The sequence below is a fragment of the Peribacillus loiseleuriae genome (assembly GCF_001183985.1).
In the GTDB taxonomy this organism is placed as follows: domain Bacteria; phylum Bacillota; class Bacilli; order Bacillales; family DSM-1321; genus Peribacillus; species Peribacillus loiseleuriae.
In genome coordinates, this window is record NZ_LFZW01000001.1 from 2,090,749 (window position 1) to 2,111,782 (window position 21,034).

The window sequence follows — 21,034 nt, forward strand, 5'->3', positions numbered from 1 at the left end:
AACTTTTTTATAATGAACTAAAAGGTCTATGAAACAAAGAAATCCATCTCACAACAAATGTAGGGAATAGAGGTAAAGAATATGAGAAAATACGATCATTTTTTTGAAAAAACAGAACGTCTTATTTTAAGAAGATTTAATATCAATGACACTAAATACTTTCATTTTTACCGTTCTAATTCAGAAGTTGCTAAATTTCAGTCATGGGAGAATTATCAATATCACGAAGCAAAAACGTTTGTTAATGAACAAATTAAAAATAATCCTAATCAACCAGGTACTTGGTTCCAATTTGCAATTGCTTTAGCTGAAACCAACGAACTTATTGGAGATTGCGCTCTTCATACACTTTTAAATGAACCTCGCATCGTAGAAATTGGATTTACTCTTTCCCCAGAATATCAGGGAAATGGATATGCAAATGAGGCTGTTTGTGCGTTATTGCATTATATATTTAATTCATTAGAAAAACATAAAGTGATTGCTTTCTCAGATGTTCGAAATACCAAGTCTATTGCGGTGCTAGAACGTGTGGGTATGAGGCGAGAAGGTCATTTATTACAAAACTATATGTCAAAAGGACAGTGGATTGATGAATATCAATATTCAATTCTAAAGTCTGAATGGGAGGGTACCACATATCCATCAACTTCAGAAACAAAGTAAAACGGAGGTCACTTCTTAAATTAACTAATTTCATGTGAAATGACCTAACAGTGGAACAAACAATCTTTTATGCTTTTTCTGGTGGCTTTTTCTTCAGGAATTGGTCCTATTGTTGAAATCACCTCTTTAGTGTAAGAAGGAAAATCTTGATTTAAACCTACAATATATAGATTGAACATTATGTTGTTATTTATATAAAAGAAAGTGAGAGAGAAAATATGAATATTAGAGTAGCAAGTGAATTAGATTACCCTGATTTAAGACTGATATACTTAAAATCTCGTCGTAAAAGTTTTCATTGGGCAGATATAGAAGAAATGACTTTAGACGACTTTGATAAGCATACTGTAGGAGAGTATATAATTTTAGCTGAGGAAGATACTCATATCCTCGGATTTGCTTCTTTGTACTTGCCAGATAATTTTATACATCATTTATTTGTTCACCCTGATTTCTCGGGTAAGGGCGTTGGTGGTCAATTGGTTAATGCATCCATAGAAAAAATGAATAAACCATTAAGATTGAAATGTGTATCTGAAAATCAAAAAGCAATGAAGTTTTATGAGAATAATGGTTGGAAGAAAGTTGTTGAAGAAGGTAAACCCGAAGAAAAATATTGGGTTATGGAATATGAATAAAATAAATAATTGAGGCTTGTTTTATTTTTGGGATGTAAGCTAACGGGGTCTTTACTTGAAGATCATAAGTAGAAAATGATCAAACTTTTTTACAAAAAATGTATATTAATTTTTAAGAGAAGAATCCATTTTGATCAAACTTTTTTCAAAACGGATTCTTTTTTGCCCCTAAAATGAGTTTTTGCGGGATACTTTTGACCAAACTTTATTTCAAAGCAACACTTAAATCATGCTATATTGTCATTCAGGGAATTAGAAGTACTTCAGCTTGTTGCAAAGGGTCTGTCAAACAGAGAAATATCTGAAAATCTTTTCATTTCTGAACATACGGTTAAGAGTCATCTTAAAAATATTTTGAACAAACTTCACTTAGAAAATCGGGTTCTGGTGCAAAAACTTCAAGTCACTTGCAAGTAATCTCTAAAACTTGAACATACTGATACTACTACTCTAAAAAAGGAGCATGATCAGTATGGAAAACCAAAATTTGTTCAAATGGAAACATTATCAACCTGAGATTATCCTTTTTACAGTGAGATGGTACCTACGGTACAAATTAAGTTTTCGTGATTTGGTGGAAATGATGGAAGAGCGAGGCCTGTCGATAGCTCACACAACGATTATGCGTTGGGTTCATCAATATGGTCCTGAGTTGGATAAGAGAATCCGGCGTCATCTTAAGCAGACCAATAACTCGTGGAGAGTAGATGAAACATACATAAAAGTAAAAGGACAATGGATGTATTTGTATCGTGCAGTCGATTCAGAAGGGAATACCATTGATTTTTATTTAAGTAAAAATAGAAATACCAAATCAGCCAAGCGTTTTTTCAAAAAAGCCTTGGCTTTTTCGCATGTATCCACTCCTCGTGTCATTACTGTAGATAAAAATCCAGCTTATCCAGTAGCAATTGAGAAGTTAAAAGAAGAAAAAAAGATACTAGAAGGCATCCAAATAAGGCAAGTGAAATATCTGAACAACATCGTGGAACAGGATCATCGGTTCATTAAGAGACGAGTCATTCCTATGTTAGGGTTCAAGTCTTTTACCACAGCTACATCCATTCTTTCAGGAGTAGAAGCCATGCATATGATTAAAAAAGAACAGATTGATTTACGGGATAAGTCTATTCAAAATCAGAAAGAATTCATCCATCAATTGTTTGGGATTGCAGCATAAGATACGATTCCGCTAGGAATATATGCGCTTTATTCTCTTTTGCTTTATCTTTGCACCAGAACCCCAAGATTAATAGTGGTGAACCGTATCATAAGTAAATGAGGTTTTTTTAAGATTAATTGTAATAAACTGTACCATATGTAACTGGAAAGGTTCAGAAAAAATCCAGTAGCACATAGCTGCTGGATTGACAGTTTAGGTAATAAAATAATTGTTTCTTTATTTTACTACTTTTTATAGATGATATAAAAATGTAGGAAGTCATTTTGAATGTTTCTTAAGAGAATTAAGCGTTATTTCTAAATTCTTGAATACTAAATAAATCCTCGAAATCAGACCATCTCATTTTTCGTTTCAAATAATCACGAAAGGAATAACAGCTTTTTTCTTGAAGTTTATTGTAAAGTGATGAGATAAAGATTTGCAATCGAACTTGAATCATAAAATAGTAACGATTATTTTTTCCTAATACAGGGATTTCACTGATTTTTACCTTCTGTCCAACAACATTTTTGAAATCTAGGCTCTTATACAACAAAATATCATCCTCTTTTTACCTGTTTCTTTATATTATAACCTATTATCATCTCAAAACATGTCTAAATATGAAGTGTTATAAAATAATTCGGACAAAAGGATTTTATAAGTTTTTACACAAAAAACCAGACTCATGTTTCAGAATCTGGTTCTTTAAAGGTACCTTTGTGTGGGCAGCCTCATTTTCGAAACCGTGCTTCCCGTTACGGATAAATAACATATGAAATTTCTACTACTTTTTTATGCGAGTCTCATCTTAAAATCTTGATAGCCAAATTCGTGCACGATATGACAATCTCCATCTTTATCTTGAACGGCGATGGCTGGTAATGGCATGCCGTTAAAAGTGGTGTTTTTCACCATTGTGTAGATTGCCATATCGCCAAATACTAATCGATCTCCACTTTTCAAAGGTTGATCAAAAGAATAATCCCCGATCGTATCTCCAGAAAGACAAGTTTGTCCTCCAAGTCGATACATAAATGGCTTTTCTCCTACTTCCCCTGAACCAAGAAGTGGCGGACGATAAGGCATTTCTAACACGTCTGGCATATGACAAGATGCAGAAGTGTCAAGAATAGCGATATCCATACCGTTTTGAAGCGTATCAAGTACAGTCGTAACTAAATATCCAGCATTAAGAGCAACGGCTTCTCCTGGCTCAAGATAAACTTCTAAATCATATTTGTCTTGCATTCTCTTAATACACTCTTCTAATAATGAGATATCATAATTGTTTCTTGTAATATGATGGCCTCCACCAAAGTTGACCCATTCCATTTGCGAAAGCCACGGTCCAAACTTTTCTTCAACCGCATTTAACGTTGTTTCTAAATCGTCAGAGTTTTGCTGACATAGTGTGTGGAAATGCAGCCCTGAAACACCCTCAAGCAAATCCGGACGAAAATGCTCTTTTGTTACACCAAATCGAGAGCCCGGTGAACATGGATCATAGATTTCATGCCCAACTTGTGTGGAGCATTCAGGATTGATGCGCAAGCCCACTTTTTTACCGGCTTGAAGAACTTTATCTTTAAATTTTTCCACCTGTGAGAAAGAATTAAAGATGATATGATCACAAATGGATATAATTTCGTCGATTTCATCCTCACGATAGGCAGGGGAAAAGACATGATTCTCTTTCCCCATTTCCTCGTGACCTAGACGAGCCTCGTATAAGCCGCTTGCTGTCGTACCACTTAAATACTCTGCAATGAGAGGATACATCGAATACATTGAAAATGCTTTTTGTGCCAAAACAATCTTACATCCTGTACGTTCCATGACACCATACAGGATTTTTAGATTGTTTTCCAGAAGACCTTCATCGACTACATAACATGGTGTTGGTAATTCTTCAAACCGCATCTTAATAAACAAGCTCCGGCTCTAAGATTTTTACAGGTTCAGCATCGACAAGTTCTGGATCAAAGTTTTCTTTCCATGGTAGTCCCCATTTGTTCAATGCATCCATGAACGGATCTGGATTAAATTCTTCAATATTGTATACGCCTGGTTTATTCCATGTTCCAGTCATCAACATCATCGCACCAATCATCGCAGGAACGCCTGTTGTATAAGATACTGCCTGTGAACCTACTTCTTTATAGCACTCTTCATGGTCACAAACATTGTATACGTAATACGTTTTATCTTTTCCATCCTTTTTACCTTGGAAGATACAGCCTATGTTTGTTTTTCCCTTTGTGCGTGGACCAAGAGAAGAAGGGTCAGGTAACATAGCTTTCAAGAATTGAAGCGGAACGATTTGTTTTCCTTCGTATTCAATTGGCTCAATTGAAGTCATTCCTACATTTTCAAGGCATTTTAGGTGAGTAAGGTAACTTTGGCCAAATGTCATGAAGAAACGGATACGTTTAATTCCAGGAATGTTTAAAGCAAGAGATTCAATTTCTTCATGGTACAATAAATACATATCTTTCTCGCCAATTTCAGGGAAGTTATAAACGCGTTTGATTTCCATTGGTTCAGTCTCGATCCATTCACCGTTTTCCCAGTAGCTGCCATTGGCAGAAACTTCACGAATATTGATTTCAGGATTAAAATTCGTTGCAAAAGGATATCCATGATCTCCTGCGTTGCAGTCGAGGATATCGATATATTCAATTTCATCAAAATGATGTTTAAGTGCATAGGCAGAAAATACACTTGTAACACCAGGGTCGAAGCCGCTTCCTAAAAGAGCTGTAATACCAGCCTTTTCAAAACGTTCGCGATATTCCCACTGCCATTTGTATTCAAATTTTGCCGTATCTTCCGGCTCATAATTGGCAGTATCTAAATAGTTTGTTTTTGTTGCAAGACAAGCATCCATGATCGTTAAATCCTGATACGGTAAAGCTAAGTTCATGACGATATCTGGTTTTACTTCTTCAATTAAAGCAATCAATTCATCAACATTATTTGCATCAACTTGTGCAGTTGTAATTTTTGTTTTTCCACCATCTAATTTTTCTTTTAAAGCATCACATTTAGATTTTGTACGACTTGCGATACAAATTTCTTCAAATACCTCACTGTTTTGACAACATTTATGAATGGCTACTGATGCCACTCCACCACAACCAATAATAAGTGCTTTTCCCATTTTCTTATCTCCTAACTAAATAGATTTTGCAAAGCAAAGAGGGAATTCCATAACAACCAAACTAGCAATGCATCTACTACATAGGATGTCTATAGGAAAAAGATTATTGTCATAACCCCTCAAAGAATTTTTAACCACAAAAAAAGCAAGTTTAAAACGCGTAATCGCGCACAACACTTGCTTTAGATATAATCATCAATATTAAAAAGCATAAGTATATCTATGATAAAAGTCATATGTATACGTCTACCATAAAAGTCTTAGGACAAGGTAGAAAGCCCTTTGATATTCAAAATATATCGTAATATGATCAGAGTCTATATAGCAAATAATTACTTTTACTACTCTTATTGACCGTTTCACAAGTTGATGTGCATATGCACTGGTTGTAAAGTAACCAACTTATAAAATTTGAGCTTTTAACTCAATCAATAAGGCAACTAAAGTTGCCAATCGGCATTTGACCCGGCTGTCCGTATGGCCTTAACTTCCTTAAGGAAGTGGTCAAAATTATCTACTTGGAAAGACTCAATATTTTGAATATTAGCTTTCCTATTAATGCTAGTTTATACTATCAGCATATAATATAAAAAGCAATAGGGAAAATGAAAATTATTTCACAAACAAACATTTATAGGTTTTGCCTGTTCTGGCTTCAATTCGAATATTGGTGATGCTATTATAGTTATTTTTAAAAACTTCCCGATATATCACGGAGAACCGTATCACAAATAGTGGTAAAGCAGAAATTTGAAATTACTATTGATAATTCTTTAGAGGATAAGTAATCTTTTAAAATAAACTCCAAGCAGGAAATACAGGTGGGAAATTGTTAGGTTAGAGTTGATCAAGAAAAATATCATTTACCCGTTCGTAAAAATTAGAAATTGATTTACGGACGTTCATTGAATTCTATATACTTTTACGAACGTCATTTGATAGAATAAGAGAAATAGAACCAAAAAGAAGGAGAATCAAATGGACGTTCGAAAGTTTGGATACATACGAGTTAGTAGCAAAGATCAAAATGAGGGACGGCAACTTGATGCCATGAAAGAAAAGGGGATAGGCGAACGAGACATTTTCATGGACAAACAAAGTGGAAAGGACTTTAATCGTACTCAATATCAGTTGCTTAAACGAATGTTGAGAAAAGGAGATGTGCTATATATTCATTCCTTGGATCGTTTTGGACGGAATAAAGAAGAGATTTTACAGGAATGGAATGACATTACGAAGAACATCCAAGCCGATATCGTGGTGGTAGATATGCCTTTGCTCGATACAACTCAATTTAAAGATAGTTTAGGAACTTTCATTGCGGATCTTGTTTTGCAGATTCTTTCTTGGATGGCAGAAGAAGAAAGGGAACGAATTCGAAAACGTCAGCGTGAGGGTATTGATTTGGCTTTACAAAATGGAGTAGCTTTTGGTCGACCGAAAGTTCAGGTTATAGAGGATTTCAAAGAAGTTTATGATCGATGGAAGGCAGGAGAGATGCCAGCCGTTAAAGCCATGGAAAAATTAGGCGTTAAAAAGACTACTTTTTATAAGTTGGTTAAAGAATACGAAAGAGATTTTAAAAAGGCTACTATCATAGAAGACTATTGTAGATCTTTATCACTCGGGTAATTCGGTCAAAGAATTAAGCGGCGAATATGGCGTATCAGAAGTTACCATTTATAAATGGGTTAAAGAATTTACTCCTATCGGTTTAGGAGAAGAGTCCATGACCCCAAAAGAATTAGCCGCCATACAGAAGGAGAACCTTTGGTTAAAGCAGGAAGTTGAAATTTTAAAAAAGGCTATGGCCATATTCGCGAAAAAGTAACCGAGACAGATCTTACTGAATTTATCGAGGAACACAAGAATCTATACCCCGTACAGAAAATGTGTGAAATATTAGAAATCCCAAGAAGCAGCCATTATCAGTCTCTTCAACTTGTCGTATCCAATCGCGAACAGGAAAACCAAGAACTCACGAAGGAAATTCATCTCATTTACCTGGAAAGCAAGGGACGATATGGGGCTCCAAAGATTCATGAAAGCTTATTAAGCAAAGGGTTTTCCCTAAGTCTAAAGCGTGTTCAACGCCTAATGAGCAAAGCGAGTATTCGTTCTATCACGAAGAAGAAATACCGTCCTTATCCATCAAAAGAAAAGGTTATTCAGTTAGAAAATTTACTTAAACGAGACTTTACTACCCAGACCATTAATGAGAAATGGGTGGCTGATATTACGTATATCCACACGTTAAAAGACGGATGGTGTTATTTAGCTTCTGTATTGGATCTTCATTCTAAGAAAATAGTAGGATATTCCTTTTCACGTTCTATGACGACAGAACTGGTCATAAAAGCTTTCGATAACGCTCACACTTCACAAAAGCCCTCGGAGGGCTTAGTTCTTCATACGGATCTTGGCTCACAGTATACAAGCAGTGAGTTTACTCAACATACCCAAAATCATCATATTAAGCAATCCTTTAGCCAGAAGGGGTGCCCGTACGATAATGCCTGTATTGAATCTTTTCATGCGATATTAAAGAAGGAAGAAGTCAACCACGTACAGTATCTAGACTACCAAACAGCTAAATTAGCGATATTCCAATTTATTGAAGGTTGGTATAACCGAAAAAGAATTCACAGCAGCTTAGGATATAAAACTCCACAAGCCATTGAAGATCAAATTGCAAATACAGCTTAAGATTTAACTTTTTTGTGTCCAAAATATTGACTCAAATCCATGTTTGATAAATATTCGTTTGTAAATTTCTATCAATTTAGAGTACTTGAAACCTGCACTTAATCCGAAGAGTCCTTTTAATGTAGTTTTATAAAAAAGATTGATCATTTGTAATAAAGTTTGATTAAATTCTGTGATTGCGGGATTTTTTCTTTAACGAACGGGGAGTTTAGTTGGTTATAGTTTTTATTAGTTATGAATTATAGAAGTTTATTTTCAGTTTATATTTCTCCTTTACAGTAAGAAAAGAAGGAGGAATGAAATTTGTTAGAGTTAGTCAATATACGTAAAGTTTATAAAACAGAAAACTTTGAACAAGTTGCTTTAGATGGAGTGAATATTGCTTTTCGCAAAAGCGAATTTGTTTCTATTTTAGGTCCTAGTGGATCGGGAAAAACAACTTGTTTAAATATAATTGGAGGTTTAGACCGATATACTTCTGGTGACTTGAAAATTAATGGGCGCTCAAGTACTTCATTTAAAGCTGAAGATTGGGATGCTTATCGAAATAATACTGTTGGTTTTATTTTTCAAAACTATAACCTTATTTCTCATTTACCAGTCATTGATAATGTTGAAATGGGGATGACTTTAAGTGGCGTTAACTCGACAGAGCGACGCAATAGAGCTAAAGAAGTATTGATTAAGGTGGGGTTGGAAGCTCATCTTTACAAAAAACCCAATCAATTATCTGGTGGTCAAATGCAACGTGTAGCAATTGCACGTGCGCTCGCTAATAATCCCGAAATTATATTAGCTGATGAGCCGACAGGAGCATTGGATACTGAAACAAGTGTTCAAATTATGGAGTTGATTAAGGAAATAGCAAGAGAAAAACTGGTTATTATGGTCACTCATAATCCTGAACTAGCTGAAGAGTATTCAGATCGTATTATCCAATTCTCAGACGGGCGAATAAAGAATGACTCAAACCCATACGAAGAGATAGAACGTTCGAATGACTACCAATTAAAAAGGACAAGTATGAGCTTTTTGACAGCTTTAAAAAGTTCCGGTAGAAATGTAATTACAAAGAAATGGCGTACAGGATTAACTGCATTTGCATCAAGTGTAGGAATCATCGGGGTGGCGCTAGTACTTGCACTTTCCAATGGTTTCAGCGAAAAAATTTCGGAATACGAATCACAAATGTTGTCGGGTTATCCCATTACCATAAATAATGGTAAAGTGAACTCGATTCCAACACAACCAGTGTTAGTAGACAGCGAGGAAGACAAAGCATATTCAAACAAGGAATCCATAATTGCATATAATGCAAAGGAAGAAAGTTCGAGGCAGAAAATACATGAGAATGTATTTTCTTTTGAATATATAGATTATGTGAATGGAATTGATAAAGAGTATATAAATGGAATTTCCACAACAAGATCTGTTTCACTACCTATTCTAAAAACAGAAGACAATGTCGCAACGAAGTTAAATATGAATAATGTAAGTTTTACAACTTATCCAGTGTCAGATCATGATTCTGATTCAACTGCATATCTAGAAAAGAATTTCGACTTGTTAGAAGGTTCGTTCCCTTCAAAGGAAACAGATTTATTGTTAGTGGTAGATGAATATAACCGCATTGAAGAAACTACCTTAAAAGAACTAGGGTTCAGTAGAAAAGAAATTTCACTAAAAGACGTAATTGGTACTGAATATAAGTTACTTCCCAATGACCTATATTATATAAAATCAGGTGATACCTTTGCGGTAAATGGGAACCCAGTAGACTTGTCAAATCTTTATAAAAATGAAAAGGGCAAAACCTTAAAAATTTCTGGTGTCATTCGATTAAAAGAGGATGCAGCTGTTTCTAAATTACCTAGTGGTATTGTATATTCAGACCAGTTATCACAAGACTTTATTGCAAAGGCCCAAGAGTCTGAAATCGTTAAAGTACAGGAATCGGTCGATTATAATGTCTTAACAGGTGAATTGTTAAGTGAAGAAACAGGATCAAATCAAACGACTAAAGATAATATGTTAAGTATGCTTGGAGCATCTTCTATTCCAACATCTATTTCCATTTATCCTATGAATTTGGATGCGAAAGACTCAATAAAATCGTATTTGGATAAATGGAATGATAAAGTCTCCGAGGATAAGAAAATAGAATACTCTGATATGGCTAGTATGATGACAAGTATGATAGGTTCAATCGTGGATATGATTAGTTACGTATTGATAGCATTTGCTTCTATTTCATTAGTTGTTTCGATGATTATGATTGGGATTATTGTCTATGTTTCTGTTCTAGAAAGAACAAAGGAAATTGGTATTTTGCGTGCTCTTGGGGCGAGAACAAAAGATATTTCCAGATTATTTAATGCCGAAACATTTATTATTGGTGCTGCCTCTGGCATCATTGGTGTTGGTATTACGTATTTATTAACAATTCCAATAAATAAGATCATCTATCATCTGACAGATTTTGATAATGTGGCACATTTAAATCCATTACATGCCGGTATTTTAATCGCACTAAGTATTGTTTTGACATTGATTGGCGGATTTTTACCTTCTAAAATGGCAGCCAAAAAAGACCCTGTGACAGCTTTAAGAAGTGAATAATGATTCAATTGAAATGAAGTTTGTGTTGTTCAGTTGAATAAAATGTGAAATAAAGCAATTAGTATAGTTAAAGACCAAATTCTCATTATTATGGGAGAATTTGGTCTTTGCGTTATTTTAGGTTAACGGAAAATGTGCTACCATTATCTACTTCACTTTGTACATGAACGTTTCCACCACTAATTTCCACTATACGTTTTACAATTGAAAGTCCTAATCCACTTCCTGCTTTGGAATGAGATGTATCACCTTGATAAAATTTATCGAAAATATGAGCTTTCGTCTGATCATCCATGCCGCAACCATTATCCTGAATAACAAACAGAATATTGTTATTTGCTCTTTTAAGACTAATATTTATTAGCCCACCTTGATAAGAAAATTTAATAGCATTATCCAAAAGGTTAAGCCAAATTTGCTGTGTCAAGTCTTCGTTTCCACTATAATTCACATTATCTAACTCTACATTTACGGTAAGCTCTTTTGCAGACCATTTGGGTTCCATTAAAACTATTGTCTTTCTTATCTGTTCATCCAGCCTGAATGTGGATTTATCAGTAATAATTTCAAGATTCTCATACTTGGATAGAGTGAGAACACTGGTGGAAAGGTCAGCTAAACGTTCTGATTCCTTAATGATAATGTCAAGATACTCCTGTCTATCTTCCTCACTAAGATTATTTTCTTTGAGAAGCTTTGCAAAACCACGTAAAGATACAATAGGTGTTTTAAATTCATGAGAAAAATTGTTAACAAAATCACTTCTCAATGTTTCAATGCTAGAAAGTTCTTGGGTCATTTTATTAAAGCTCTGAGACAATTCTTCCAGTTCTCCAATGCCTTTTATATCTACCTTAACGCTAAAGTCACCACTAGCTACCCTATGTATGGCATCTATTACTTTGCGAATCGGGTTTAGCGCCTTTTTGCTAAGAAATGCCGTAAATGCCGTTCCGAGTAAAATACAAAATCCTAAAAAATAAAGTAGTGGAAGTATGTGAAATTCAATGGGGTGACGGTTATTCTGAGCAGTTTGGCTAGAAGAAGATATAATGTCCGTGTACTGTAGTAGTATGGTAATTCCACCAGCCACCAGAAATGTTGCCGTCAAGACTCCGAATACAAACATAACCAATGTAATAGCAAGGCTCAGACGCTTCTTAAAAAATGCTTTCATACTTTTTTCACTGCCTTGTAGCCAAGACCACGTACTGTAAGAATTTCAAACTCTGGCCAATCATGAAATTTGTCTCGTAAGCGATTAATATGAGTATTGAGTGTGCTGTCATCGGTTTCAGATTCTACTCCCCAAATCTCATCCATAAGCTGTAGACGAGTAAAAATCATGTTCGGGTATGAAAGCAACTTAAATAAAAGGTAAAACTCTTTTTGTCGCAGCGTTATAACCTTATCTTCACGGGAAACGGTGTGAGCTTCATAAACGAGAACAACTTTGCCGACTGATAGTTTATGTTCGCTGGCAATCTTTGATCTGCGGAGAAGCGCCTTAATACGAAGTACCATCTCCTGTTCGTCTACTGGCTTTGTCATATAATCATCTGTTCCTACTAGGAATCCTTTCCTTTTGTCTTTTGGCTCCTGCTTAGCTGTAACCATTAATATAGGTAGATGTTCCCACGAAAGTCTGAGTAGACGGGTTAATTCATAACCATCCATATTTGGCATCATTAAATCAACCATGACTAAATCAAAGTGCTGCTTATCCATTAAATTAAGCGCTACATTACCGTCTTCTGCCCCGTATGTTTCAAAACCATTCTGCTTTAATACAGCGCACATTAGCTTTCTCGTATTTGTATCATCTTCAACAACTAATATTTTAAACATAAAAAGACCTCCATACAGTTACTATTACAATGAACTATACCTTTAAAATATAAACTGAAAATCAACTACTTAGCATTATTCTTATTTTTCCTTTATTTAAAATCATCGATAACTAAGAAATGAACCATTTAATATGTGGCTTTGAAATAAAGTCGCACCGTTTTCTCCCTTTGGATGTAATTCTGAAGGGATTTCTTATGTTAAAATTAATATAGGATTATACCACAAACGGTCCATATTCTGGAGTAACTTAAACTTGGATAATTATGTCGAATTCCTTTATTGGGGGTGTTTCTTTGAAAAACAAGCTATTCAGGGTGCCATTAATAGCGGCGTTCGGAACGATGATATTCTTGTATTTAATTGGTGACATATTTAGCGTGTCTTTTCTTGCATTTAAAATCTTTCAAAACAAACATTTGGAAAATGGTTTAACACAAACAACAGAAATTGCGTTATTACCAATTGGAATTGGATTAGTCGTTGGTTTTGTTGTTGAACGAAGTATTAAAGCTCGGGGAAAATAAAGGCCTCAGATGAATAGATCATCCGTATTCCGTTATCGGGCGCGATTGTTAAGGATCACAGCCCTAAAATGATCAATCTTTTTTCAAAACAGATTCTTTTTATTTCACGTAAAATGTGGGTTTGGAAGGTGTTTTTGATCAAACATTATTTTAAAGCTACATTTAATTTGCGTAAAAAAGGATAGATAAAGTATATAGCATTATCTATCCTTAACATATTGAAACAGTTACATATAAGCTATATATTAAATTATGATTCTTTTCTTTTAACTTTTTTTGCAAATCCTATTTTGGATTTAGCGGTGAGAATAAATTATTAGCCTTTGTGGCAGTTTTTGTAGTTGAACGTTTTTTTGTTCATCTAATTAAACTTGCCCAAAGGCTTTTTTGCGTTCTCGGAAGAGATAGAAATCAAAAACATTTGGGAAAGGGTGTTGGTTTTAATGATATTAGAACAAGAGAGAGGTATTGAATTGTACCGTGTACTGTTGATTTGAAAGAAAGTTGTACTGTTTATAAAAAAGTCGTACCGTTTTGAAGAAAGTTTAACCATTTATAAAAAAGATCAACCGGAATTTCCTATCTCTATAAAAAAGGGATTTCGTTTTTTTGGGTGGATTAAAGAACCTATTAAGCGATAATAAAGTTATCCCATTAGAGAGCCATTTAATTGAATATGGAAATTGATAATCTTCTCTTAAAAATAAAAAGGTTAGAAAAAAGGATAAAATAAACGTAAGTTTCTGAAATTAAGTAAAAAGGAGATAGAATTAATTTCTATCCCCTTTTGCTAAATCTTTTAAAAACATCATCTACTACGAAATTACTTCTGCATAATCTCCTTAGTGAGACGGTAGGTAGCCATCCAAAATACAAGAGCCAAAGCACTGACAGAGACACCGAATAAACATACCCCTTTCCAGCCATAATTTGCGTATATGTTGGTTGAAACTATGGAGCCCGTTGCACTGCCAACAGAATAAAAAACCATGTATGCAGCAGTAAGCCGACTTCTTGCTTCAGGACGGACTGTAAAAATCAAACTCTGATTCGTGACATGAACTGCTTGTACAGCAAGGTCAAGAAGGATAATGCCAATAATTAATACGGGAATTGAATAGTTAATAAAGTAAATAAAGAACCATGATGCCATTAGTAACACTAATGCTACAAACGTTGTAAGTTGTCCTAATCCTCGATCAGCCAGTCGCCCAGCCCGTGCTGCAGCTAATGCTCCAGAAACTCCAGCCAGACCAAATGCTCCAATAGCAGTATGTGAAAATGAGTAAGATGGAGAACTTAACGGTAACACCAATGAAGTCCAAAAAGTACTAAAAACAGTAAAAATCAAAAGTGCCAATATCCCACGAATAAGCAGAATCCTTTCTTGAACAAATAACATTAGAACAGAATGTAACAACATTGGGTAGGATAGAGGTGGATGTTTGTAAACCGTACCCGGAAGTTCTTTGTGTAGTAAGCCAATCAAAATCAGAATTAATACAGCTGAAGAAAGGTAGACAGAACGCCAACCTCCAAGATCGGTCATTATGCCAGCAAACGTCCTTGCCAGTAAGATGCCAATGACAACTCCACTTGTAACGAAACCAACTACTCGTCCACGCTCAGCAGGAACAGCCAACGTTGATGCATATGCGACTAGAGTTTGTGTAACAGTGGCAAGCAAACCTACCACTGCAATACCAATGAAAAACACTATACTGGTAGGAGCTATACCAACAACAACTAACGCAACAACTAACATTAACATTTGACCAATAATCACATGTCGTTGGTTTAATAAATCACCCAGAGGGACCAATAACAGCAGTCCTAATGCATAACAAATCTGAGTAATTGTAATTACGATTCCAATGGTCGAGGGGGTAATAATGAAATCAGTAGCTATTGAGTCGAGTAATGGATGGGCGAAATAGATGTTAGCAACAGCCATACCACAAGCTATTGCTAATAATAGTTCTGTATATCGAGACATGATTGAACTGGATGCTAATTGTAACTCATCCGTTTTTGTGGCAAAATCTTCAGTAAATTTAATATTTTTTTCGTTATTATCCAATTTATTACATCTCCTTTTCATTAATTTTACCGTTAAGTATAATATACCGATCGGTATAAAATGATGCTTTTTAAACATATTCTTAACTTGTTTAGATGTCAAGTTAGTTTTGAATGTTATCTCTTGTTCATCAAAGGATTTGGCCATTGGCATATGAGATTGTAAGCACATCCTTAATTATCTCAATTGGAGAGTTTAAATGAAAAAAGTACCCAATATTGACAGAAAAGATATAAATGAATAAAATCGAAATATACTGATTGGTATAATATGAGGAGGTTTTGATATGAATAGAAAAGGAAAATTTGATAGGGACTTAGCAATTGATGAACTGAATCAATCAATACAGACTAACGAACAGATTATAAAAACTTTTTTTGAAGTTGTCAGATCAGGTAGTAAACCTGAACAAGCTGAAACCTTCATGGCGAAAGAGGTAAAAGCTCATCAAATGAATTCAGAAAGTACGGTGACAATAATAAGATCACCCAAGAATTATGCAGAACATATAAAAGAAATGTTGGATGTATGGGGAAACTTTAAAATTGAAATTCAAGAACTTTTTTCTCAAAATCAGAAGGTTTATGTTAGATGGAAACAGATTGGAATGCATATTGCAGAATATGAGGGCTACCCTCCTACAAATAAAGAAGTTATTGAAATAGGTAGTGCTATATACCTGCTGGAAAAACAAAAAATAGTGGAATATTGGATTCAAGTGGACAGACTTGGAGTCATTGAACAGATAAAACGAAATCAAAAATAAGATTGCGATCAGTAGAGAAATTCAGTTTTTTGCGAAGGAGGATTTATCATGGTTCGACAGCGTGAATTTGATAAGGAAAAAGCATTGGATGATGCTATGGAACTTTTTTGGGAGAAGGGATACGCTGCCACATCGATTAGTGATTTAACAGCCATTATGGGAATACAACGACCCAGTTTATACGCAACGTTTGGAGATAAAGAGAAATTGTTTGAAGCTGCTTTGCGTAAATATACAAATTTGCATGCCTCCCTTATTAGAACAAAACTACAACACGCTACATCTGTGAAGGAAGCATTCCGTAATCTATTTGAAGAATTGATAGAAGAAGAGTACAAGAACAAAGTAAGTAAGGGCTGTTTTTGTATTAATACAATTATAGAGCTTGCTCCACACGATGAAAAATTTGAGATCCTTACGAGGGAGCATGAAATGTATCTTTCAGTCATATTTCAAGAAACCCTTCTAAAAGGTATTAAATCAGGTGAGTTAGAAAGCAACCTAGATGTTAAAGCCTTAGCTCAGGCATTAGTTGTTGCATTAATTGGAATTACTGTTTTATTGAAATCTCATCTGGAGCGATCATTCGTAGATAAATCTGTAACTTTAATATTATCGTTAATAAAATAAATAGAAGAAAGTTCGGATTAATGGAGCTATATCTTTAATGAGTTCTAAAAAATGCCAGAACAAATGAAATTGGAACAAAAAACCCCTAATAATGTTTATTCCACAATCGGGCGATTTTGGAGCAACACAGGTAGAAAAGGATCAATCCCTTTTCTAAGTGGATTCTTTTTATTTATTGAAAATGCTTGCTTGCGAGGGCGTTTCTGATAAGATTCGGTACCAGGTACCAACACTATTCTGATTAGTTTATGTACCTGGCACCATAATAATTGCGGCCCCCATCCTTTCCATCTAACAAATGTGCGTGCCAATTTTTTAGTTTTTTATAGAAGTTTTGACACTACCTTTCAATAATGGTTTATCGTTATCTTAGGTTTACTTTCCATTTTAAAAATAATCACTATCATTATGATTATTAATACTAATATCACAACTAAAGCCGGTATATAGTTGTTAAATATATCCAAAGTCAATCCGAACAGCAACGGTCCAGTGGCACCTAAAATGAACCCTCCAAACTGCATTTGAGCTGATAAAGAAGTTGCCTCATCTGAAGTATTTGCCTCTTCAATTGGAATGACTAAAGCTAAAGGGAAGAGACCACCTGCCCCAAATCCTAAAAATATAGTTGCAATCCAAGGTGAAAAAGATCCGAGCAATAAAACTATCCCAATGAATTCTGCAACACTACATAATAGTAACCACGTTTTTCGATTTCCCGTTTTAGCAACTATGAAAGGTATAAAAAAACTAACTGGTATTTGAATTACTGTGAATAATGTAAGAATCATGCCTGATTGAGCGTGACTCATACCCATCGATTGAACAAATGGAGCTAACCAAGCTGTAATAGAATAAAATATTGCGGCCATACACCCAAAAAACATCATAAATAAAAAGACTCGATTATTTGTAATTTTTAGAGAAGGCGTTTTTGTTCTAACTTTTTCGGTTTTTTTTGTAATCAAAAGTGGAAGAAGTAATAGAGCTGCCGCTAAAGATAAAATGCTCCAAATACTTAATGCAATTTGCCAAGACTTGTTGAAATAATTAAATAAAGGTACTGTAAAACTTGTCGCAATCGATGCCCCAATTACCATGAAGACAGAGTAAATACTAGTAACACTTAATTTTTCAGGAAAGTACTTTTTAATAAAACCTGAAATAGGTGGTCCCGCTAACCCTATTCCAATACCGGAAAATAAGGCAGTAATAATCAATGACCAACTATCAGTAATAAAGCCTCGATAAAGTGTTGCGATAAAAATTAAAGACATTGCTATCAGTAAAGACATCTCAATCCCAAAGCGATTACTTAGACGGATTGAAAAAAGTGCGAATAGCCCCATACAAAATACAGGCAGTGAAGTAATTAAACTAGCTGCAACTCCACTCATGCCTAAATCAGTTTGTATTACATCCAGTAAAGGACCTTTTGAATCAATCTTTATTTTAAAGTTACAGAATGTTTTTCGCATCGTATGCGTGTCGATGTCATCCCGTCCAAGCACGTATCCGGCCTTCACAAGCGCTCTGTAGGCTTGTGAGGGAGAGGAATTCCTTCCGACTTATTCGTTTTTTTCTCCCGAACCACCACATGACTTTTATCTCGTACATCCCCAACGGTCAACGGAATAATATCACTGACTCGATGACCGATATTGATCCCAAAGACAAACAAAAAATAGTCCGGTTCGGATCCATAGCGCCGCAACGCCCATTTCATATCCTCGATTTCTTTCGCTGTTCGCAATGGCTGCACGTTCTTTTCTTTCATGATTTACCTCCAATATCGCACATTCAACCCATGATATTGTTAATTTAACGATAAGCCCTATTGTTATCAACGAAATGAATGCACGAAAATATCTAAAATCATACATTCAAAAAAACTCCTTGTTCAACTAAAGAAGCAGTTTAGTTTAAGTACATACCTTCACAAAGTTAGAAAAAAGCCGAACTCCACATTTGGAAATCGGCTTTTTTCTATATATTAATTTCTAATTATAATTGATTTAATGGACTTCTTATGGTTAATTCAAATCTTTTAAATACCACGCATTCATAGCAGAATGGTCAGAACCTGATAGTGGTTCATGTAAAAGTGTAAATCCAAATTTCTCATATAATTTACATGCAGCTTTTAATTCGTGCTGTGTTTCTAAGTAGCACTTTGTATAATGTTTAGAGGCAAATGACAAAGCTATTTCCATTAGTTTCCTTGCAAGCCCGAAACCTTGTGCTTTTGGACTTAAGTATAGCTTTTGCAATTCGCAAACTTTTTCATGTTCGTTAAACGGTGCTATACCAATTCCACCAACAACTTCTCCTTCCATTTCTACTACCCAGTAGTTTGCATGTTTTAAGTTATTATAATAGTGGTGAAGGTCGTTAAGTTGAGGATCAAAATATGCTGTTCCAGGAATCGCTAAGCCAAGTGATTTTAATGAATCTTGTATTATTTCTTTTACTTTTGCATTGTCTTCTTTTTTAATTTCCCGAATAATCATATATTATCTCCTTCAATTAGGTCTTAATAAAGATTGCGATATATTTTAAAAAATGGCATCTTTAAATGTTGACAAGGTCCACATTTAAAAGATACAGTTATATTAATATTAAATGTGGACTATGTCAACTAAAGGAGAATGTATGGATAAAGAAATCATTTATGATATTAGACAATTCAATCGATTTTATACAAAGGTACTGGGTTTATTTAATAACCAAATTCTAGATACAGATTATTCATTAACCGAAGCACGAATACTATTTGAAATAAGCGAGAGAACTGAGTGTATTGCAAATAATCTTGTGCAAGAACTTAATATTGATAGGAGCTATATGAGCAGAATTTTACGTAAATTAGAGAGGGAAGATTTAATAAAGAAAAAAAGCTCAACAATAGACAGTAGAAAAAACTTTCTCTTTTTGACAAAAAAAGGAGAGGAACTGCTAGGTAAAATTAATATTCAGTCAGATGAACAAATAAATCAATTGTTTAATGGACTAAGTGATAGTGAGATTAATGAAATTCGTATTTCGATGATGATAATAAAAGAAAAATTAGATAAAAATAAATTTTGAAAGTCTGGAAAATTGTTGATTATTTTTGGTGGAGATGTTCAATTAGTTTGCTCTAGTGTAAGTGCAAACTGAACAAACCAACTATCATTTGTCGCACCATTCCCATGTGTGAATTAATGCACTTAAACTAAACGAAGTGCTTTAATTCAACAGCGCGACCACCAGATTGGTGGTCTTTTCAATGTACGAAAGTATACAAAATCATACATTCAGCACCCTTCTTCAACTAAAGGGGTAAGTTAGTTCAACAAGTATTACTTGTTGGCACAAAATATCGGGTTAAAATAAATATAGTTATTAAAGATAAATTATAAGGTGTGGAGGAATTTAAATGTCTGAAGTTAAAGTACATAATTATAAAATGAGTTTTGGTTGGGAAAATGATAATGGAATAGGTGAGATGTTAATTCAACAAATTCTTAGAGGAGAAAAAACAGCTACTTGTGCTCCTAAAGAGGAATATTCTGAAGAAGAATTAAAAGAAACGTATGAACCAGTTGACGAAATTGTTACTGTCTATGATAAAAGTGATAAACCCAGATGTAATGTGAGACTAAAGGGAGTATTTGAAACTACTTTCGGCAACCCCGATTTGAGACTTGTTCGAGGTGAAGGAGATGGGGAAAATGTAAGTAAGTTTCAAGAAGACCACAGATTAGCATGGAAGAATATAGGTATTGATTTAAATGATGAGACCATTCTGGTAGTTGAGTTATTTGAATTAGTTATAGACTGACAGTTTTTGTTAAACTAAAGGGTTCATTGGCGGCCTTCTTTACACTTTTTCCGAATGTATGAAAATATGTAAAATCATACATTCAGAAAAACCCCTTCTTCAACTAACTTTAAGTTCGTTGATTTAGATGGTATTTCGGAACTTTCGAACCCTTGCTATTACTAGGTTTTGTACTAGTTGAGGTATCGTTAGGAAAGTGCGGATTTACAACGATTAGATTTTGGTACAAGTCTTATGGGACATTATGAAGCCTAATTTAGAGGTGATTTGATTGTGTATCAATAGGTTCTATTCTATTGAGAGTGTGAAGGTTTCCACTTAAACTAACGGGCAGGTGTGCGGCCGAGCCTAGGTCGTATCATATAACGGGTGGGATTCCCGTCGAGTAAGAATTAGCCATTCGCTC

Annotated in this window: 20 protein-coding genes and 1 pseudogene; 12 read left to right on the plus strand and 9 right to left on the minus strand. The window is 34.6% G+C overall.

Annotated features, from left to right (window positions below; genetic code table 11):
• Window positions 1-81: 81 nt before the first annotated feature.
• From AC625_RS09850 to AC625_RS09860, 4 genes and pseudogenes are all read left to right on the plus strand, one after another.
• Window positions 82-666, plus strand: a complete 585-nt coding sequence (locus AC625_RS09850; protein ID WP_049681146.1) for a GNAT family N-acetyltransferase — start codon at window positions 82-84, stop codon at window positions 664-666.
• 218 nt (window positions 667-884) lie between these two features.
• Entirely contained in the window at window positions 885-1,304 is a 420-nt protein-coding gene (locus tag AC625_RS09855) for a GNAT family N-acetyltransferase (protein ID WP_049681147.1), read from the plus strand.
• Window positions 1,305-1,541: 237 nt separating this feature from the next.
• A pseudogene (locus AC625_RS25680) lies at window positions 1,542-1,721 on the plus strand (response regulator transcription factor); the annotation flags it as partial.
• Between the two features lie 55 nt (window positions 1,722-1,776).
• Window positions 1,777-2,484, plus strand: a complete 708-nt coding sequence (locus tag AC625_RS09860; RefSeq protein WP_049681148.1) for an IS6 family transposase — start codon at window positions 1,777-1,779, stop codon at window positions 2,482-2,484.
• 286 nt (window positions 2,485-2,770) lie between these two features.
• Here the strand turns inward: AC625_RS09860 and AC625_RS09865 are convergent, their stop codons facing one another.
• From AC625_RS09865 to AC625_RS09875, 3 genes are all read right to left on the minus strand, one after another.
• Window positions 2,771-3,022 (minus strand): DUF2535 family protein, encoded by a 252-nt coding sequence (locus AC625_RS09865; RefSeq protein ID WP_049681149.1) that lies wholly within the window; start codon window positions 3,020-3,022, stop codon window positions 2,771-2,773.
• A gap of 239 nt (window positions 3,023-3,261) precedes the next feature.
• On the minus strand, window positions 3,262-4,389 hold the full coding sequence (gene nspC, locus AC625_RS09870; RefSeq protein WP_049681150.1) for a carboxynorspermidine decarboxylase: 1,128 nt from the start codon (window positions 4,387-4,389) through the stop codon (window positions 3,262-3,264).
• Window position 4,390: 1 nt separating this feature from the next.
• Window positions 4,391-5,629 carry a saccharopine dehydrogenase family protein gene (locus AC625_RS09875; protein WP_049681151.1) on the minus strand — a complete coding sequence of 413 codons (1,239 nt, stop codon included), beginning with the start codon at window positions 5,627-5,629 and terminating at the stop codon, window positions 4,391-4,393.
• Window positions 5,630-6,607: 978 nt separating this feature from the next.
• Between AC625_RS09875 and AC625_RS09880 the strand changes: the two genes are divergently transcribed.
• The 3 genes from AC625_RS09880 (at window position 6,608) to AC625_RS09895 (ending at window position 10,954) form a co-directional block, all read left to right on the plus strand.
• The gene (locus AC625_RS09880; RefSeq protein ID WP_049681152.1) at window positions 6,608-7,261 is read left to right on the plus strand and encodes a recombinase family protein; all 654 of its coding nucleotides are present in this window, start codon (window positions 6,608-6,610) and stop codon (window positions 7,259-7,261) included.
• Window positions 7,236-8,335, plus strand: a protein-coding gene (locus tag AC625_RS09890; protein ID WP_425415484.1) for an IS3 family transposase whose coding sequence is annotated in 2 segments (ribosomal slippage) — window positions 7,236-7,434 and window positions 7,434-8,335 — 1,101 coding nt in all. Because the reading frame shifts where the segments join, the coding sequence is not laid out codon by codon here. The genes AC625_RS09880 and AC625_RS09890 overlap by 26 nt, the downstream gene beginning before the upstream one ends.
• A 303-nt stretch (window positions 8,336-8,638) precedes the next feature.
• A complete protein-coding gene (locus AC625_RS09895; RefSeq protein ID WP_049681155.1) occupies window positions 8,639-10,954 on the plus strand; it encodes an ABC transporter ATP-binding protein/permease in 2,316 nt (771 codons plus the stop codon).
• Between the two features lie 112 nt (window positions 10,955-11,066).
• On the opposite strand, the gene AC625_RS09900 is transcribed toward AC625_RS09895, so the two are convergent.
• A complete protein-coding gene (locus AC625_RS09900; protein WP_049681156.1) occupies window positions 11,067-12,131 on the minus strand; it encodes a sensor histidine kinase in 1,065 nt (354 codons plus the stop codon).
• Window positions 12,128-12,802, minus strand: a complete 675-nt coding sequence (locus AC625_RS09905; protein ID WP_049681157.1) for a response regulator transcription factor — start codon at window positions 12,800-12,802, stop codon at window positions 12,128-12,130. The genes AC625_RS09900 and AC625_RS09905 overlap by 4 nt, the downstream gene beginning before the upstream one ends.
• A gap of 296 nt (window positions 12,803-13,098) precedes the next feature.
• On the opposite strand from AC625_RS09905, the gene AC625_RS09910 reads away from it, so the two are divergent.
• Window positions 13,099-13,329, plus strand: a complete 231-nt coding sequence (locus AC625_RS09910; protein WP_082191018.1) for a hypothetical protein — start codon at window positions 13,099-13,101, stop codon at window positions 13,327-13,329.
• Window positions 13,330-14,152: 823 nt separating this feature from the next.
• Here AC625_RS09910 and AC625_RS09915 read toward each other — a convergent pair.
• Entirely contained in the window at window positions 14,153-15,388 is a 1,236-nt protein-coding gene (locus tag AC625_RS09915) for an MFS transporter (protein ID WP_049683666.1), read from the minus strand.
• 307 nt (window positions 15,389-15,695) lie between these two features.
• Here AC625_RS09915 and AC625_RS09920 point away from each other — a divergent pair, with 307 nt between their 5' ends.
• Window positions 15,696-16,175, plus strand: coding sequence for an ester cyclase (locus tag AC625_RS09920; protein WP_082191019.1), 480 nt, complete (start codon window positions 15,696-15,698; stop codon window positions 16,173-16,175).
• Between the two features lie 48 nt (window positions 16,176-16,223).
• Window positions 16,224-16,805, plus strand: a complete 582-nt coding sequence (locus tag AC625_RS09925; RefSeq protein WP_049681159.1) for a TetR/AcrR family transcriptional regulator — start codon at window positions 16,224-16,226, stop codon at window positions 16,803-16,805.
• 347 nt (window positions 16,806-17,152) lie between these two features.
• Here AC625_RS09925 and AC625_RS09930 read toward each other — a convergent pair whose 3' ends face one another.
• From AC625_RS09930 to AC625_RS09940, 3 genes are all read right to left on the minus strand, one after another.
• The gene (locus AC625_RS09930; RefSeq protein WP_049683668.1) at window positions 17,153-18,283 is read right to left on the minus strand and encodes an MFS transporter; all 1,131 of its coding nucleotides are present in this window, start codon (window positions 18,281-18,283) and stop codon (window positions 17,153-17,155) included.
• Window positions 18,284-18,327: 44 nt separating this feature from the next.
• Entirely contained in the window at window positions 18,328-18,582 is a 255-nt protein-coding gene (locus AC625_RS27250; RefSeq protein WP_049681160.1) for a site-specific integrase, read from the minus strand.
• 256 nt (window positions 18,583-18,838) lie between these two features.
• Window positions 18,839-19,315 (minus strand): GNAT family N-acetyltransferase, encoded by a 477-nt coding sequence (locus tag AC625_RS09940; protein ID WP_049681161.1) that lies wholly within the window; start codon window positions 19,313-19,315, stop codon window positions 18,839-18,841.
• A gap of 142 nt (window positions 19,316-19,457) precedes the next feature.
• Here AC625_RS09940 and AC625_RS09945 point away from each other — a divergent pair, with 142 nt between their 5' ends.
• The gene (locus AC625_RS09945) at window positions 19,458-19,892 is read left to right on the plus strand and encodes a MarR family winged helix-turn-helix transcriptional regulator (RefSeq protein WP_049681162.1); all 435 of its coding nucleotides are present in this window, start codon (window positions 19,458-19,460) and stop codon (window positions 19,890-19,892) included.
• Window positions 19,893-20,223: 331 nt separating this feature from the next.
• On the plus strand, window positions 20,224-20,628 hold the full coding sequence (locus AC625_RS09950) for an ASCH domain-containing protein (protein ID WP_049681163.1): 405 nt from the start codon (window positions 20,224-20,226) through the stop codon (window positions 20,626-20,628).
• Window positions 20,629-21,034: the final 406 nt, after the last annotated feature.